Origin of the sequence: Paraburkholderia sp. RL17-373-BIF-A, from assembly GCF_046030175.1 — a bacterium.
Taxonomy (GTDB): domain Bacteria; phylum Pseudomonadota; class Gammaproteobacteria; order Burkholderiales; family Burkholderiaceae; genus Paraburkholderia.
In genome coordinates this window covers 144,402-161,210 of the sequence record NZ_JARESO010000021.1, presented here as the reverse complement: position 1 = coordinate 161,210, position 16,809 = coordinate 144,402, and the positions used below count along the sequence as shown (strand labels likewise).

Sequence of the window (16,809 nt, the reverse complement as noted above, 5' to 3'; positions counted from 1 at the left end):
TCTGACAGGCCTTGCGCCTGTCATTCCACCCCCTGAACTACAGGGAGAGGACCAAACCAAAATGATCGCCGCAATCCCGCTATCGAACAAGGTCCGCGAGGATCGGCGAGTCCAAATTCGCCAGCGAGCGCAGAGTATATCAAACACGCCCAAACGCGAGGAGGGCCGTGCAGGAGCGCCGAAGCCCGTCCCACAAAGCAAACGGCCCAGCAGTCAAAGCCTGCTGGGCCGTGTGAACTGCCCGGGCGATCGCTCCAGCGCGTGCAGCGACCTAACGCAGCGCCCCGGCAGCCCGATAAATCCGCCTCAGAATTCCACCACCGCGAACTCAGCCTTGCCCACGTCGCACAGCGGGCAGCGCCAGTCTTCGGGAATCGCGGCGAAGCGCGTGCCCGGCGCGATGCCTTCCTCGGGCAGGCCTTCTTCCTCGTTGTAGATCCAGCCGCAAATCAGGCAGACCCAGCTCTTATATTCAGTCACTTCAATTACTTCGCTCACGACGCACTCTTCTCTAGTTCAATGCAAAATCCGCCCAGTCTGCCCCTTTTTTGGGCACGGCGGCGACCCGCAATATTACCGGAATTTGTCAATCCGGCTGAAAACGGCCGATGTGGCAGCGCCGTAAAGCGTCCGGCACCACGCCGAACCCACTCGACGGACCGCGTCACACACAGCGTGTATGCTCTGATCCGCAGCTGATCTTTTGGACCGGCGCGCCGGGGCGCCTGGCATGAACTGCGACGATCGGCCTCAGGCCACTGAGGCGCCATCGCCGCCGACATGGCCCGCGCATGACTTTCGTTTCCCAAAAAGGAGAAAAACGATGTTCAAGAACAAATGGTTGGTCGGTGCGGCATTGGCCGGATTGCTCGCCGTATCCGGTGCGGCGCAGGCCGCGAGCGTGTCGTTCGTGCAGCCGGCGGACGGCGCGACCGTCAGCAATCCCGTCCACGTGGTGTTCGGTGTCGACGGCATGAAGATCGCGCCGGCCGGCACGATGACGGAAGGCACGGGCCACCATCATCTGCTGGTGGACGGCAAGCCGCTGCCCAAGGGCGAGGTCATCCCCGCGAACGACAAGTCGCTGCACTTCGGCAAGGGCCAGACCGAAACCGATCTGACGCTGCCGCCGGGCGACCACACGCTGACGCTGCAATTCGGCGACGGCGCGCATCGTTCGTACGGTCCGGAAATGAGCAAGACCATCACGGTGCACGTGAAGTAACCCGCCGCACGAGACAGCCGGGTGGGTGCAACTGCCCGTCCGGCGTCCGCGCCATGCGCAGCCGGGCTACCCGCGTCGGGCAAGCCGGCCGTTCGATCTATCTCTTCCGGCATACAGGCACCCGCCCGTGCGCCCGGTACAATGGGCAGTTCCGACTCATCGCTGTCTTCTCCAATTCTCCATGTCGCTTTACACCATTACCGGAGCCCAACTGGCGTTCGGTCACGTCGCGTTGCTCGATCACGCGGATTTCTCTCTCGAAGCGGGCGAACGCGTCGGGCTGATCGGCCGCAACGGCGCGGGCAAGTCGTCGCTGCTGAAGATCGTCGCCGACCTGACCAAGCCTGACGACGGCCTCGTCACGCGCCAGCAGAGTCTGAGCACGATTTACGTACCGCAGGAGCCGGAGTTCGACACGGACGACACGGTGTTCGAAGCGGTCGCCGCCGGCCTCACGCACGCCCGCGCGCTGCTGGACGAATACGACGCGGTCGCCAACCAGCTCGCCGACGAGCCGGAAGGCCCGGAGCACGACGCGCTGATGTCGCGCATGAACACGCTGCAATCGGCCCTTGACCATTCGGACGCCTGGAACTGGAGCACGCGCGTCGCGACCACGCTGCAGCAGATCGGTCTGAACGGGGAGGCGCGGGTGGGCTCGCTGTCGGGCGGCATGCAAAAGCGCGTGGCGCTGGCGCGCGCGCTGGTCGTGCAGCCGGACGTGCTGCTGCTCGACGAGCCGACCAACCACCTCGACTTCGACGGCATCCGCTGGCTCGAAGACCTGCTGGTGTCGCTGCGCGCGGGCCTGCTCTTCATTACCCACGACCGCGCGTTTCTCGACCGCGTCGCCACGCGCATCGTCGAACTGGATCGCGGGCGTCTGTTGTCGTATCCGGGTAATTTCTCGGCTTATCAGACGCGCAAGGCGCAGCAGCTCGAAGTCGAGCAAGTGGAAGCGGCCAAGTTCGACAAACTGCTCGCGCAGGAAGAAGTGTGGATTCGCAAGGGCGTCGAGGCGCGCCGCACGCGTAGCGTCGGCCGGATTGCGCGGCTCGTGGAAATGCGCAACCAGCGCGCGGAACGCCGCAACGTGCAGGGCAACGTCAAGCTCGACGTCGGCCAGGGCGAGAAGTCCGGCAAGATCGTCGCCGAATTGACCGACGTCACCAAGCGCTACGGTTCGCGCACGGTGGTCGACAGCTTCACGGCCACCGTCATGCGCGGCGACAAGATCGGCTTTGTCGGGCCTAACGGTGCGGGCAAGACCACGCTGCTCAAGATGATCCTCGGTGAATTGGCGCCCGACGAAGGCACGGTGCGCATCGGCACGAATCTGCAGGTCGCGTATTTCGACCAGATGCGCGCGCAACTCGATCTGGACAAGAGCCTCGCCGATACCATCAGCCCGGGCAGCGAGTGGGTGGAAGTCAACGGCCAGAAGAAGCACGTCATGAGCTATCTCGGCGACTTCCTGTTCGCGCCGGAACGCGCGCGTTCGCCGGTCAAGTCGCTGTCGGGCGGCGAGCGTAACCGCCTGCTGCTCGCGCGTCTGTTCGCGCGTCCGGCCAACGTGCTGGTGCTCGACGAACCGACCAACGACCTCGACATTCCGACACTCGAACTGCTCGAAGAACTGCTCACGGAATACGACGGCACGGTGCTGCTGGTCAGCCACGATCGCGCGTTCCTCGATAACGTCGCGACCTCGGTGATCGCGTCCGAAGGCGGCGGCAAGTGGCGCGAGTATGTCGGCGGCTTTACCGATTGGCAGATCCAGCGCGACCGTTCGCAGCAAATGGCGCTGGACGCGCAGAAAGAAGCCGGCAAGGACGCGGGCAAAGATGCGGCCGCGGCCAAAGACAGTTCCGCGGGCCGCAATACGCAACGCGCCGCGAAGCTGTCGTTCAAGGAGCAGCGCGAACTGGAGGCGCTGCCGGAGAAGATCGCCGCGCTGGAAGCCGAGCAGAAAGCGATTGGCGCACAACTCGAAGACGGCTCGGTGTTCGCCAAAGACGCGCAGGAAGGCACGCGTTTGACGGAGCGCTATGCCGCGATCGACGAAGAACTGCTGGTCGCGCTCGAGCGTTGGGACGAGCTGGAAAACCGGCGCAAATGAGGCGCGGGGGCGGCGCGGGATGGGGCCGCGCCACCGCCGTCCCTTATCCAGACGGCCAATCCCGTGCATCGTGAATTGCCGCGCGTATCGAAATCAGTAAAATACCCCGCGAACAGGCTTCCCCGGCGTTCGCACCAGCGTCGACGTTGCCCGCCTTGTTGCACTTGCAGGGCAGGCTTCGAGCCGCCGTCGAGCGCGCCAACGGGAAGCCATGCGACAAAACAGCTTGCCCGCACTGCGGGCACCCCACCTAACCCCGTTGTTTCGTTTCGCTTTTTTTGAAACCTCAACGCATTGTCCACAGACCTGTGAACAGGACCTGTGGACAACGATGAACCGACGCACCCGAGTCAACCATGTCTACGAAAAAGCCAAACGCCGCGTATAGCGAAGCGTCGATCAAGGTGTTGAAGGGTCTGGAGCCGGTCAAGCAACGGCCCGGGATGTACACCCGCACCGAGAATCCGCTGCACATCATTCAGGAAGTCATCGACAACGCGTCGGACGAGGCCCTCGGCGGCCACGGCCGGCAAATCACGGTCACGCTGCACGCGGACCATTCGGTCTCGGTCGAGGACGACGGCCGCGGCATTCCCTTCGGTCTGCATCCGGAAGAAGGCGTGCCGGTCGTCGAGATCGTTTTCACGCGTCTGCACGCGGGCGGCAAGTTCGACAAAGCCGCCGGCGGCGCGTACACGTTTTCGGGCGGCTTGCACGGCGTCGGCGTGTCCGTCACCAACGCGCTGTCCACGCGCCTCGACGTTACCGTGTGGCGCGACGGCAAGATCGCCGAACTGAGTTTTGCCAATGGCGACGTCGCCAAGGAACTCGAAGTGCGGGCCGCCACGAAAGGCGACAAGAAATCCGGCACGCGTGTCACCGCGTGGGCCAATCCCAAGTACTTCGATTCGCCGAACCTGCCGCTCGGCGAACTGCAACGTCTGCTGCGTTCGAAAGCCGTGCTGCTGCCGGGCGTCGAAGTCACGCTGATCAACGAGAAAACCGGCGAACAGCAAACCTGGAAATACGAAGACGGTCTGCGCGGCTATCTGCTCGAAGGCATGAACGGCAGCGATCTGCTGATTCCGCTGTTCGAGGGCGAGCGCTATGCCGAAAACTCGCGCGCGAGCGAAGAGACGTTCGCTGAGGGCGAGGGCGCCGCATGGGTGGTCGCGTGGAGCGAGGAAGGTACGCTCATGCGCGAGTCGTATGTCAACCTGATTCCCACGCCCGCGGGCGGCACCCACGAATCCGGTTTGCGCGACGGTCTGTACCAGGCGGTGAAGAGTTTCGTCGAGTTGCACAACCTGCAGCCGAAGGGCGTCAAGCTTCTCGCTGAAGACGTGTTCGCGCGCGTGTCGTTCGTGCTTTCCGCGAAGGTGCTCGATCCGCAATTCCAAGGGCAGATCAAGGAGCGCCTGAATAGCCGCGACGCGGTCAAGCTGATGTCGTCGTTCGCGCGGCCGGCGTTGGAGTTGTGGCTGAATCAGCACGTCGAGCACGGCAAGAAGCTCGCCGACCTCGTCATCAAGCAGGCGCAGGCGCGCACGCGCGCCGGGCAGAAGGTCGAGAAGCGCAAGAGCTCGGGCGTCGCGGTGCTGCCGGGCAAGCTGACCGATTGCGAATCGACGGAAATCGGCCGCAACGAACTGTTCCTCGTCGAGGGCGACTCGGCGGGCGGCTCCGCGAAGATGGGCCGCGACAAGGAATATCAGGCGATCCTGCCGCTGCGCGGCAAGGTGCTGAACACGTGGGAAACCGAGCGTGACCGCCTGTTCGCCAACAACGAGGTGCATGACATCTCGGTGGCGATCGGCGTTGATCCGCACAGCCCTGACGACAAAGTCGACCTGTCGAATCTGCGCTACGGCAAGATCTGCATTCTGTCGGACGCGGACGTCGACGGCTCGCACATTCAGGTGCTGTTGCTCACGCTGTTCTTCAAGCATTTCCCGCAGCTGATCGAACGCGGACATGTGTGCGTGGCGCGTCCGCCGCTGTTCCGGGTCGACGCGCCCGCGCGCGGCAAGAAGCCGGCGCAGAAGCTGTACGCGCTCGACGAAGGCGAACTCGAAGCGATTCTCGACAAGCTGCGCAAGGACGGCGTGCGCGACACGCAATGGTCCATCAGCCGCTTCAAGGGTCTCGGCGAAATGAGCGCGGAACAGTTGTGGGACACCACGATGAACCCCGACACGCGGCGCCTCTCCCCGGTGGCGCTCGGCGAACTCGACTACGACGCCACGGTCGCGCGCATGACGATGCTGATGGGCAAGGGCGAAGCGGCGTCGCGCCGCAGCTGGCTGGAAGAAAAGGGCAACGAAGTGGAAGCGGATATCTGAGCGCTTTTTAAAGCGCACTCGCTCCGCACGAAAACTTCACGCCAAACACGGATACGGAATCTAGATGGACGACGATAACACTCTCGACCTTTTCACTGAGCCGCCGCCCCCGGAGGGCGACTTTCTCACGCTCGGCAACTACGCGGAACGCGCGTATCTCGACTATGCGGTGAGCGTGGTCAAGGGCCGCGCGCTGCCGGATGTGTGCGACGGCCAGAAGCCGGTGCAGCGCCGCATCCTGTTCGCGATGAACGACATGGGTCTGTCCGACAACGCGAAGCCGGTCAAGTCGGCGCGCGTGGTCGGCGACGTGCTCGGTAAGTATCACCCGCACGGCGACCAGTCCGCGTACGACGCACTGGTGCGTCTCGCGCAAGACTTTTCGATGCGCTATCCGCTGATCGACGGCCAGGGCAATTTCGGTTCGCGCGACGGCGACGGCGCGGCGGCAATGCGGTACACGGAAGCGCGCCTCACGCCGATCGCGAAGCTGCTGCTCGATGAAATCAACCAGGGCACGGTCGATTTCATGAAGAACTACGACGGCGAGTTCGACGAGCCGAGGTTGTTGCCGGCGCGCTTGCCGTTCGTGCTGCTGAACGGGGCGTCCGGCATCGCGGTGGGTCTGGCCACGGAAATCCCGTCGCACAATCTGCGCGAAGTCGCGGGCGCCACCGTTGCCATGATCCGCAATCCGAAGATCTCGCACGCGGAATTGATTCAGCACATTCCGGGTCCGGACTTCCCGGGCGGCGGCCAGATCATTTCGAGCGAAGCGGAAATCTCCGCGGCGTACGAATCCGGCCGCGGCAGCCTCAAGGTGCGCGCGCGCTGGAAGATCGAAGAGCTCGCACGCGGCCAGTGGCAACTGGTGATCACCGAACTGCCGCCGAATACGGCCGCGCAGAAAGTGCTCGAGGAGATCGAAGAGCAGACCAATCCGAAGATCAAGCTCGGCAAGAAGGCGCTCACGCCCGAACAGTTGCAGACCAAGCAGACCATGCTGGCGCTGCTCGACGCGGTGCGCGACGAGTCCGGCAAGGACGCGCCGGTGCGTCTTGTGTTCGAGCCGAAGTCGAGCCGCATCGATCAGACCGATTTCGTCAATACGCTGCTCGCGCATACGAGCCTGGAATCCAACGCCTCGCTGAATCTGGTGATGGTCGGTGGCGACGGCCGGCCGCGTCAGAAGGGCTTGAGCGAAATCCTGCACGAGTGGATCGCGTTCCGTTTTGCCACGGTCACGCGCCGCACGCGGCATCGTTTGTCGAAGGTCGACGACCGGATTCACATCCTCGAAGGCCGGATGATCGTCTTTTTGAATATCGACGAGGTCATCCGCATCATCCGCGAATCGGACGAGCCGAAGGTCGCGTTGATGGCCGCGTTCGGCCTGTCCGATCGTCAGGCCGAGGACATTCTTGAAATCCGGCTGCGTCAGTTGGCGCGGCTCGAGAAGATCAAGATCGAGAAGGAACTCGCCGAACTGAAAGACGAGAAGGCCAAGCTGGAAGAACTGCTCGGCAGCGAATCGGCGATGAAGCGCCTGCTCATCAAGGAAATCGAAGGCGACGCCAAGCAGTACGGCGACGAGCGCCGCACGCTGATCCAGCAGGAAAAGCGCGCGACGTTCGAAGCGCGCGTGGTCGATGAACCGGTGACGGTCGTCGTCTCGCAGAAGGGCTGGGTGCGTGCGCTGAAGGGCCACGGCCTGGACGCGGCGGGCTTCACGTTCAAGGCCGGCGACGGCCTCTATGCGGCCTTCCAGTGCCGCACGCCGGACACGCTGGTCGCGTGGGGCAGCAACGGCCGCGTCTATTCGGTTGCGGTGGCAATGCTGCCGGGCGGCCGCGGTGACGGTGTGCCGGTCACGTCGCTGATCGAACTGGAGTCGGGCAGCCATCTGATGCATTACTACGCGGCGTCCGCGGATCAGGCGTTGCTGCTTGCTTCGAGCAACGGCTTCGGCTTCGTTGCCAAGGTCGGCGACATGGTGAGCCGCGTGAAGGCCGGCAAGTCGTTCATGACGATCGACGCCGGCGCCGCGCCGCTCGCGCCGATGCCGATGCTGCCGGACGCGACGCACATTGCGTGTCTCTCCTCGGGCGGGCGTTTGCTGGTGTTCGGCCTCGACGAGATGAAGACGCTCTCGGGCGGCGGCCGCGGCGTCACGCTGATGGGCCTCGACGACAAGGAAACGCTCGTGCAGGCGCTGGCCATCAATAACGCGGGTGTCGTGTTGATCGGCACGCGCCGTGGCGGCCGCGTCGACGAAGAAAAGGTGAGCGGCGCCGCGCTCGCGCCTCATATCGGCAAGCGGGCGCGCAAGGGCCGCGCGCCTGAGAGCAAGATGAAGCTCGAAGGCATGCGTCCCGTGCTGGCCGTTTAACAAAGCTTGACGCTGGAACGCGGCAAGCGTCTGCTAGCATGCGAGGCGCTTGTCGTGCGTAGTACAAAACCGGGGAGCAGCATCGCCATTGCAGTGGGCATGCTGCGATAACAACTACAAAAACGGCGTGAAAGCCACGAATGCCATGGAACTGCGTGCATAGCGCGCGGTCGAATGCGCTCAATAGCCGCTCGTTATACGCGGTGTGGCGTCGTCGGGAGAGGAAAACAACATGAACAAGGCTATCGAACTCGCGCTCTTTCTCCATCTACTCGCGGTTGCGGTGTGGGTAGGTGGGATGGTGTTCGCGCATTTCTGTCTGCGCCCGGCAATTGCCGATCTCTCGCCTCAATTACGCTTGCCGTTGTGGGAATCGGTGTTCGGCCGCTTCTTCAATTGGGTCGCCGCCTCCGTGCTGGTGATTCTCCTCACCGGCGGCTTCCTGCTGATGCAATTCGGCGGTGGGCATGCCACCTGGCCGCTGCATGCCATGGCCGGCCTCGGCATTGTGATGATGCTGATCTTCGGGCACATCCGTTTCGCCGTGTTCCCGCGCATCCGCCGCGCAGTGCAGGCGCAAAAATGGCCGGATGGCGCGCGGGCCGTCGGCACGATCCGTCGTCTGGTGCTGATCAATATCGTGCTTGGCGTGGTGACGATCGGCGTCGCGGTGCTGTCGCGCGGCTTCTAAAATTTTGCAATTGCCCGTTTGAAGTCCGATCGCCGCGTGGTGACACCGCCGCGCGGCGCACCCTTGAAGCCTCGCCATCATGGAGCGAAGCGCCGCTGCGCCGTCTAGATCAGCGCGCCATACGCGAGCCACAGCCCGCACACCACCGCGACCGTCCCGTACACCACGTACACCGGCACCTTCAGCTTGGCGAAGCACATCGCGGAGAACAACGCGGTCAGCAGATAAACCGGTTTGAACGGCACATGCGCGGCAATGCGCAGCACGGCCACCGCGAGAAACGCGGTGGTGACGGCGCGCAGGATCCGCATGCCGTGCTCGAAGCGCGGATTGGCCTTCAATTGATGCAGATGCCGCTGTGCCAGCACGACGAGGCACCCCGACGGCACGAATAACGCGAGCGTGGCAATCAGCGCGCCCACCCAGCCATCCACCAGATAGCCGAAGAACGGCACCACGTTCAACAGCGGCCCGGGCGACAGCGGCGACAGCGAGAACGCCAGCGTGAAGTCGTTATCGGAGACGCCGATCGCCGGCGTGACGAACAGCGTCTTGAGCACCGGCAATGCCGAGAAGCCGCCGCCGAACAACGTCATGCCGGCACCCGCAAGCCGCGGCCACAACAGCGCCAGTTCATAGCGATGCGGCAACGGCATCGCGAACAACACGAGAAACACGCTCAGGGCGGTCAGCATCTGCCAGTCGCCGCGCGCGAACGACACGACGACGCGCGAGTTCCGAACCGGGCTCACCAGCCAGCCGGTGCCGAAGGCCGCCCCGAGCATGACGACATAAGCGGCCGGACTGCGCGCATAGAAGAGCGCGATGCAACCCAGCACCGCCGCGCCCCATTCGAGTTTGCCGCGCACCAGCGCGCGCGTCTGTTTGTACCAGGTGATCGCGATCAGCGTGGCCAGCACGACACTGAAGTGATTGAGCAAGGTTTGCGAGGCGGCGGCGCGCACGAACGGCGTGCGATAGAAGATCGCGAACAATGTCATCAGCATGAAGAAGGGCAGCACGCTGGCAATGCCCGCGACCCAGGCGCCGGCGCGTCCGCGCAGCGCATGTCCGAGTTGCACGGCGACATTGCAGCCTACCGGGCCGGGCACCATCCAGGCGAGTGCGATCAGATCGGAGAAAGCGACGCGCGAGAGGCGTCCTTCGCGTTCGACATAATGGTTTTCAAGTTGCGCCATGAGCGCGAGGCCGCCCCATGACAGCGCGGACAGGCCGAATACGACCCGAAACAGCGTCCATAGCGGTTCCCGTTCGCCTCGTCGGGCAGCATCCTGGCTCGTGATCATCTGCATGGCGCCACGAGCGCCCGGCAGGCGGCCGCTCGTCCTTTGAGATCATCGTTTAGTGGTTTTGACGCGGCCGGCGGGCGGCATCGCGCTGTGATGCAGTACAGCGAGAATGTAGCCGGTTTTGCGGCGCTGCGGGTAGATGACCCGTGACGACCCGCTGCGTGCGCCGCTCAGGTGTTGGTGCTGGACACGCTGCTGGCGCTGTCGGCTTCGTGCGCGGTGCGGCGGCCCGTCATGCCGCAGACGCCGAAACGTTCGAGCAGCGCCGGAATCGCGTCCACCGGAACTGGACGCGAGAACAGGAAGCCTTGCGCCTCGATATGGCCGAGCGCGGCGAGCCACGCGATCTGCTCTTCGGTCTCCGTGCCTTCGACTACCACCGTGAGCCCGAGCGAACGCGCCAGATTGACGATCGCGGTGACCATCACGCAGACGCTGCGGTCGCCCGGAATTGCCTGGATGAACGAACGGTCCACCTTCAACGTATCCACCGAGAAGCGGTTCAGATAAGACAGCGACGAATAGCCGGTGCCGAAATCATCGAGCGCGATGCGCACGCCGAGACGCTTCAACGCGAAGATCTTCTCCGAGACGAGTTCGGGATACTCCATCATCGCCGTTTCGGTGATTTCGAGCTCGAGGCGGCGCGCGGAGATACCGCTTTCCTCGATGGCGTGCGAGATCGTTTCGTACAGGTCGCCGCGCCAGAACTGCACTGCCGAGATGTTCACCGCCAGCGACAGCGTGTCGTAGCCCTGTTGCTGCCACAGCGCGAGTTGCCGGCAGGCGGTCTCGATCACGAAGTCGCCGATCGGCACGATCAGGCCGGTCGACTCGGCAACCGGAATGAACTCGTTGGCCGGAATCAAACCGTGCTGCGGATGATTCCAGCGCACCAGCGCCTCGAAGCCGGTAATGCAGCGGCGCGTCAGATCGATCTTCGGCTGATAGGCGAGGAACAGTTGCCCTTCGGCGAGCGCGACGCGCAACTGCTGTTCCCACTTCATCAAATGATCCGCGCGATGCGACAGTTGCGGCGAATAGAACTGATAGCAGTTCTTGCCCGCGTCTTTCGCGCTGTACATGGCGAGGTCGGCTTTTTTCAACAGGTCGATCTCGCTTTCGTTGGTGACGGAGTAGAGCGCAATGCCGATGCTCGCATGCAGCACGAACGAACTGCCGCGCACTTCGAACGGCTTGGCGAACGCTTCGGCCGCGGCTTCGGCGAGCGCGACGGCGCGCTTCTCGACGTCGTCGCCCTTGATCACGACGACGAATTCGTCGCCGCCGATGCGGCTTAACGCGCCGCCTTCGCCGACCGCGGTGGCGAGCCGTGAGGCCGTCATTTGCAGCACGATGTCGCCGGCGTTGTGGCCGAGCGTGTCGTTGACGGTCTTGAAGTTGTCGAGATCGATAAAGAGAATCGCGAGGCGGCCGAGGTTGGCCTGCTGCGCCACGTCGTGCCGCAGCGTTTGCAAGGTCGCGTAGCGGTTGCGCAGACCGGTGAGCAGATCGTATTCGACCAGATGCGTCATCTCGCGCTCGCGGCCGAGCAGTTTGCCGATCAGGCCGGTGGCCACGGCGAAGAAGCTCAGCATGGCGAGCGAGATGAAGCCCGCCATCAGCAGATAGACGTTGCGTGTGTGGTTGTAGTCGGCGAATTCTTCGGCTTGCGAGAGACCCACCAGCACGCCGAGCGGATAACCGTCGATATGCCGGTACGACACGATGCGCGTGACGTTGTCGATCGAATCGATGTAGGTGCCCGACACATGCTCCGAGGTCGGATACGAGCCGCTCGCAGAGAACGCGCCGTTGGCGGTTTCGGCGCTGCCGGTGCGCCGCGCGAGCACGGTGCCGTTGTCCGAGATCACCGCGATCACGCCTTCGCGGCCGATGGCCGCGTTGTTGTAGAAGTCGGTGGTGAAATAGCTGGGATCTTCGGAGACCACCACGACGCCCGCGAACGAGCCGTCCGGATGATTCAGACGCCGCGTCATCTGCAATGTCCAGTGGCCGGACACGCGACCGAGCACCGGCTTGCTGATATACAACTGGTCGTCGTTCTCGTGTTCGTGGACCTTGAAGTGTTCACGGTCGGATAGATCGATGCGCCTGGGATTGAGTTCGGCGGTGTTGGCGATCAGCGTGCCGTGCTCGTCGATCAAGGACACCTGCACTAGCGTCTCGCTTTGCACTACGCCTTTTTCCACTGTGCTGGCGAGATCGAAATGATTCGGCGTCTTCTCGAACTCGAATTTGACAAAGCGGGTGATCTGATCGACCTGGTGAATCGCCTTGACCGTGTGCTGCTCCAGCGCCGCGGAGAGAATCGCAGCAGAGGCCATGGCTTCACGATAAGTGGCTTCTTTCTCGACCGACAGACGCGCGAAGATCACCGTCCAAAGCAGGATCAGGACCAATACGCCGAGCGCGGGAATCGCGAGCAAAGCGCGCCGGCGCGACACTGCGGGATCGCGCCGGGCTTTGGCTTCGCGCTGGTCGGAGAAGCGGGATTGACTCATCGGGCGGCCCGTGCGTGGGTGCCGGCCGGTTGCAAACGAACGAGCGTCGACTGCGCTGATTTCATGAGTGGCTGCATGGTGACCAAGGTGCCGGAACTGCTGCGCAGAAGAGATAAGCGTGGCGCCGTGCCTGACCATCCGCAGGTCATCGGGTACGTCTCGATATTACTTAATGCCACTGGATTAAGGAAGAGGCCGGGCATCGGGTATACGAGGGCGCGGCAAGCTGGCCGGTGCGGCGATTTTGACACCCCGTGCGGCCAATCTTGAGGCGGCCGCTGCGCTGTCGTGTTCGAGTATTTCATCGGGAATCGGCGGCGAGGCGCGCCGGCATTCAGGTGTGCCAGGCCTTTAACAGGCCTCTTCCAATGCAAGGCGCATTTAATCGCGCAAACGATGCGGCGTTTTGTGGTCAAGCGCGGCCAGGCAGGGCGAACCCTATGCCGCCTTCTTCGGTTGCATGCCAGACACATGAACGAGGCAAGGGGCGTGCCGATCAGGGCAAGCGAAACGTGCCGTCGACAATCGTCACCGACGGGCCGCCGATCCATGTCTTGCGGCGTGCGTCGTCGTAGTGCACGGAAACCTGGCCGGCTCGGCCCAGCGCGGTGCCTTGACGGGCTGAATAGTGCGTGCCCGGGCGCAACTGCTGGGCGCTCAGCAGGCCGGCGAGCGCCGCATTGGCGCTGCCTGTCACAGGGTCTTCACCGATGCCGAAACTACCGCCGGCCATCAGGCAGCGCACCTCGAAAGTGGCCGGGCCGCCGGCCTCGTGCGGGCCGTAGACGGCGAGGCCATGCGTATTGACCGAACGCACGATGTCGGCTAACGCGGCGGCATCGGGTTCCAGCGCGAGGCATTCACGCGCCGAATTGACGCGCACCACGAGCCACGGCGCACCATTGTCGACCGCGCAGGGCGTCGCGCTGAAATCGATCGCGTCGCTACGTAAAGCCGTAGAGAGCGCCGCGTAGCGATCCTCGGCAAGCGGCGTGACTCGCGCGGGCGGCGCGGCGAAGGCCCACGCGCCGTCCGCTCCGGGCAGCGCCTCGAGTTCGACGAGTCCCACGCCGCATTGCTGCACGAGCTTGCCGGCCTGCTTCGGCTGATAGCCGCTTTCGCGCAGCGCGTGCGCGGTGCCGAGCGTCGGATGACCCGCGAACGGCAGTTCCCCATGCGTGGTGAAGATGCGCACGCGATAGTCGGCGGCCGGGTCGGTCGGCTTCAACAGGAAAGTCGTTTCGGACAGATTGGTCCAGTGGGCGATGGCCTGCATCAGATTCGCATCGAGTGCATCGGCATCGAACACGACGGCAAGCGGATTGCCTTTGAACGGCACCGACGTGAACACGTCGACTTGTTTGAAACGGACAGTGTGAGCGGGCATCGGGCGCGGTCCAGCGAATCAAACGGATGGATAGGGTTGGCGGATTCTATCCGTTGACGGCGGAACGATCTACCTCGCCACAAATGCAAAACGCGCCGCGGGTGGCTGACACCTCGCGACGCGTTCCTGTTCCGCTGCGCCGGATGAACCGGCGGCGTCGACTGCGTTACTCGACTTCGGCGATCATCTCGATCTCGACGCACGCGCCGAGCGGAATCTGCGCGACGCCGAATGCCGAACGCGCATGCTTGCCGCGTTCGCCGAACACGTCGGCGACCAGTTCGGACGCGCCGTTGGTGACCAGATGCTGTTCGGTAAACTCGAGCGTCGAGTTGACGAGGCTCATCAGCTTGACGATGCGCGTGACGCGGTTCAGATCGCCGACATGCGCGTGCAGCGTGGCGAGCAGGTCGATGGCGATCGAGCGTGCGGCGGCTTTGCCTTCCTCGGTCGTGAGGGTGGCGCCGAGCTTGCCGGTCCATACCTTGCCGTCCTTCTTGGCGATATGTCCGGAGAGATACACCGTGTTGCCGCTTTGCGCGCTCATCACATACGCGGCAGCCGGTGCGCCGGCGGTCGGCAGTTCGATGCCCAGTTCCTCGAGCCTGTCGTAAATATTCGTTTGAGCCATGGTGTGTCCTTCGTTAGTAGTGGAATTCGCTGGATGCGGGCCGGGCGAAAATCGCGCAAACCGCGCGCAAACAAGCGCGCGGCAGCGTTTAGATTTTCGCGCGGATCAGCGCGCCGAGACGCGACACGCCTTCGTCGATTTTGGCCGGCGGCACCGTCACGAACGACAGGCGCAGCGTGTTGTGTTGCGCTTCGCTCGCGAAGAACGGACCGCCCGGCACGAACGCGACGTTCTGCGCGACAGCTTCTTCCAGCAGCTTCATGCTGTCGATCTGCGCGGGCAGATTCACCCACACGAACATGCCGCCTTCCGGGCGGTTCCAGCTTACGCCTTCCGGCATGTAGCGTTCGAGCGAGGCCAGCATGGCCGCGCATTGATTGCGATACAGTTCGCGGATGGTCGGTACGTGCGTGTCGAGGAAGCCGTCCTTGATCACTTCGTACACGATGCGCTGCGTGAAGCTCGGCGTGTGCAGATCCGTGGCTTGCTTGGCTTGCACGAGTTTGAAGATCAACTCTTCCGGCGCGATGATGTAGCCGACCCGCAGGCCCGGCGCCAGCACCTTCGAGAACGAGCCGAGATGGACGATGTGGTCAGGCGCCATCGACAGCATGGTGGGCAGCGGTTCGCCCGCGTAGTCGAGCGCGCCGTACGGATCGTCTTCGATCACCGGGAACGGCGCGGTCTTCGCGAACTCGGCGAGCGCGCGACGGCGTTCGACCGGCAGGCGGCGCCCCGTCGGGTTCTGGAAGTTGGGTTGTGCGTACAGGAGGCGCGCGCCGGCCGTCAGCTCGGGCGTGAGCCCTTCGGGGACGAGGCCCTGTTCGTCGGTCGGCACTTGCACGTAGCGCGGCTCGTACATGGAGAACGATTGCAGCGCGCCGAGGTAGGTCGGCGTTTCGACCAGCACCGGGCTGTCTGGACATACCAGCACCTTGCCGAGAAGGTCGAGCGCCTGCTGCGAGCCGGTCGTGATCAGCACCTGAGTCGGACGAATCTGCGCGCCGTTCACCGAATAGCGCTTCGCGACCCATTCACGCAGCGGCAGAAAGCCTTCGGTCGCGCTGTATTGCAGCGCCGCGGCGGGTTCGTCGCGCAGAATGCGGTCCGCTGCCGCGCGCATGCGTTCGGCCGGGAAGGTCGCCGGCGAAGGCAGGCCGCCCGCGAACGAAATGACTTCGGGCCGCTCCGTGACCTTCAGAATCTCGCGAATCGCCGAGCTCGTGAGCTTGCGTGCGCGTTCGGACAATTGCCACGTGGGGGCTTTCAAGTCGCTTTGGTCCATGGTCTCCTCTGCTGGTACTGGAACCGGTCAAAACTTCAATTATCGCGCGAGTCGGCGACCCGCGCGCGCTGCTTATTTAAGGGTCCGTAGACCGTCGGGTGTTTCAAATTCGGCGGTGAGCGCCGGGGCACCTTCCGTGGGCTGCAACTCGATCAGATGCGCTGCGCCGAGCCAACGCAGTTGCGCCGCCACCGTATCGGCTTGCGGATGCGCGCCTTTCAAGGCTTTCAGCGAAATCTCCGTTTCCGGCAAGGCCGTGGACGGATGGTTCGTCGTATCCCACTGGATCAACGAGGGCAGCACGCCGTCGCCGATGCCTTGCCAGGCGGGGAACGCGCCGTCGTCGGGTACGGTCAGGCTCCACGTGAAATCGCCGCGCGTCATTGGCACGACAGGTGGAATGCGCTGCGGATACTGCGCCTGCCACGTCGGCAGGTGTTTTGGCCGCTCGACCCGGGCGACCCAGTGCGACAGATACGGTCCGTTTTCGAGCCGCGCGTGCGTTGCCGGGTCGTCGAGGGCAAAGAGGCGCGGGCGTGGCGCGCTGCCGTCGGCTGGCGCAGTGGCCAACGACGCCGCCTGCGGATCGACCGCGATCACTTCCAGATACACGCCGCCCCACAGATTCAGCAGACGGTTGTGCGTGCGCATCAGCGGATGCGCGCCGCCGCCGGCCGGTGCGACGCCGAGCGTATCGGCGACGTACTGCGTGCCCTCGTCGAGGGTGCGGGCGGAAATGACGAGGTGATCGAGGCGGAGCGGATGAGCAGTCATGACGGATCGGGGAAACGGTTTCTGCGGTAAACCGGAGCGTGCCGGGTGTCGCGGCAACGCTGCCGGGGCCGTAAGCATAACCGTTTGCCGGATCGGCGGGCCATGCGGATGGGTGTTCGGCAGGGTTTTGC

General features: G+C 63.9%; 12 protein-coding genes. 5 read left to right on the top strand and 7 right to left on the bottom strand.

The genetic code is table 11. The features are described from left to right. Positions 1 to 306 precede the first annotated feature (306 nt). Positions 307 to 498: a rubredoxin gene (locus P0D80_RS25480; protein WP_007175738.1), complete on the bottom strand. Its 192-nt coding sequence runs from the start codon at positions 496 to 498 to the stop codon at positions 307 to 309. Positions 499 to 823: 325 nt separating this feature from the next. On the opposite strand from P0D80_RS25480, the gene P0D80_RS25475 reads away from it, so the two are divergent. The 5 genes from P0D80_RS25475 to P0D80_RS25455 all read left to right on the top strand — a co-directional run bounded on the left by P0D80_RS25475 (position 824) and on the right by P0D80_RS25455 (position 8,766). Next, positions 824 to 1,225: a DUF4399 domain-containing protein gene (locus tag P0D80_RS25475; RefSeq protein WP_134456770.1), complete on the top strand. Its 402-nt coding sequence runs from the start codon at positions 824 to 826 to the stop codon at positions 1,223 to 1,225. A gap of 181 nt (positions 1,226 to 1,406) precedes the next feature. After that, positions 1,407 to 3,344, top strand: coding sequence for an ATP-binding cassette domain-containing protein (locus tag P0D80_RS25470; protein WP_132375402.1), 1,938 nt, complete (start codon positions 1,407 to 1,409; stop codon positions 3,342 to 3,344). Between the two features lie 356 nt (positions 3,345 to 3,700). After that, positions 3,701 to 5,686, top strand: a complete 1,986-nt coding sequence (locus tag P0D80_RS25465) for a DNA topoisomerase IV subunit B (protein ID WP_408287362.1) — start codon at positions 3,701 to 3,703, stop codon at positions 5,684 to 5,686. 64 nt (positions 5,687 to 5,750) lie between these two features. Beyond that, positions 5,751 to 8,075: a DNA topoisomerase IV subunit A gene (parC, locus tag P0D80_RS25460; protein ID WP_408287359.1), complete on the top strand. Its 2,325-nt coding sequence runs from the start codon at positions 5,751 to 5,753 to the stop codon at positions 8,073 to 8,075. Between the two features lie 232 nt (positions 8,076 to 8,307). Continuing rightward, a complete protein-coding gene (locus tag P0D80_RS25455; RefSeq protein WP_012432243.1) occupies positions 8,308 to 8,766 on the top strand; it encodes a CopD family protein in 459 nt (152 codons plus the stop codon). A 104-nt stretch (positions 8,767 to 8,870) separates the two neighbouring features. Here the strand turns inward: P0D80_RS25455 and P0D80_RS25450 are convergent, their stop codons facing one another. The 6 genes from P0D80_RS25450 to P0D80_RS25425 all read right to left on the bottom strand — a co-directional run bounded on the left by P0D80_RS25450 (position 8,871) and on the right by P0D80_RS25425 (position 16,678). Next, on the bottom strand, positions 8,871 to 10,079 hold the full coding sequence (locus P0D80_RS25450; RefSeq protein ID WP_342960565.1) for a chromate transporter: 1,209 nt from the start codon (positions 10,077 to 10,079) through the stop codon (positions 8,871 to 8,873). Between the two features lie 167 nt (positions 10,080 to 10,246). Continuing rightward, positions 10,247 to 12,601 carry a bifunctional diguanylate cyclase/phosphodiesterase gene (locus P0D80_RS25445; RefSeq protein ID WP_342960554.1) on the bottom strand — a complete coding sequence of 785 codons (2,355 nt, stop codon included), beginning with the start codon at positions 12,599 to 12,601 and terminating at the stop codon, positions 10,247 to 10,249. 496 nt (positions 12,602 to 13,097) lie between these two features. Beyond that, the gene (locus tag P0D80_RS25440) at positions 13,098 to 13,988 is read right to left on the bottom strand and encodes a PhzF family phenazine biosynthesis protein (RefSeq protein ID WP_408287354.1); all 891 of its coding nucleotides are present in this window, start codon (positions 13,986 to 13,988) and stop codon (positions 13,098 to 13,100) included. A 166-nt stretch (positions 13,989 to 14,154) separates the two neighbouring features. Next, the gene (locus P0D80_RS25435; RefSeq protein ID WP_132375398.1) at positions 14,155 to 14,619 is read right to left on the bottom strand and encodes a RidA family protein; all 465 of its coding nucleotides are present in this window, start codon (positions 14,617 to 14,619) and stop codon (positions 14,155 to 14,157) included. Positions 14,620 to 14,707: 88 nt separating this feature from the next. After that, complete coding sequence (locus P0D80_RS25430) at positions 14,708 to 15,904, bottom strand: aminotransferase-like domain-containing protein (protein ID WP_132375397.1); 1,197 nt, start codon at positions 15,902 to 15,904, stop codon at positions 14,708 to 14,710. 72 nt (positions 15,905 to 15,976) lie between these two features. Further along, positions 15,977 to 16,678: a VOC family protein gene (locus P0D80_RS25425; protein WP_408287347.1), complete on the bottom strand. Its 702-nt coding sequence runs from the start codon at positions 16,676 to 16,678 to the stop codon at positions 15,977 to 15,979. Between the last annotated feature and the right edge of the window lie 131 nt (positions 16,679 to 16,809).

Coding starts and splice junctions, on each gene's coding strand:
- P0D80_RS25475 (WP_134456770.1), top strand. CDS start 824: ATGTTCAAGAACAAATGGTTGGTCGGTGCGGCATTGGCCGGATTGCTC.
- P0D80_RS25470 (WP_132375402.1), top strand. CDS start 1,407: ATGTCGCTTTACACCATTACCGGAGCCCAACTGGCGTTCGGTCACGTC.
- P0D80_RS25465 (WP_408287362.1), top strand. CDS start 3,701: ATGTCTACGAAAAAGCCAAACGCCGCGTATAGCGAAGCGTCGATCAAG.
- parC (WP_408287359.1), top strand. CDS start 5,751: ATGGACGACGATAACACTCTCGACCTTTTCACTGAGCCGCCGCCCCCG.
- P0D80_RS25455 (WP_012432243.1), top strand. CDS start 8,308: ATGAACAAGGCTATCGAACTCGCGCTCTTTCTCCATCTACTCGCGGTT.
- P0D80_RS25450 (WP_342960565.1), bottom strand. CDS start 10,079: ATGCAGATGATCACGAGCCAGGATGCTGCCCGACGAGGCGAACGGGAA.
- P0D80_RS25445 (WP_342960554.1), bottom strand. CDS start 12,601: ATGAGTCAATCCCGCTTCTCCGACCAGCGCGAAGCCAAAGCCCGGCGC.
- P0D80_RS25440 (WP_408287354.1), bottom strand. CDS start 13,988: ATGCCCGCTCACACTGTCCGTTTCAAACAAGTCGACGTGTTCACGTCG.
- P0D80_RS25435 (WP_132375398.1), bottom strand. CDS start 14,619: ATGGCTCAAACGAATATTTACGACAGGCTCGAGGAACTGGGCATCGAA.
- P0D80_RS25430 (WP_132375397.1), bottom strand. CDS start 15,904: ATGGACCAAAGCGACTTGAAAGCCCCCACGTGGCAATTGTCCGAACGC.
- P0D80_RS25425 (WP_408287347.1), bottom strand. CDS start 16,678: ATGACTGCTCATCCGCTCCGCCTCGATCACCTCGTCATTTCCGCCCGC.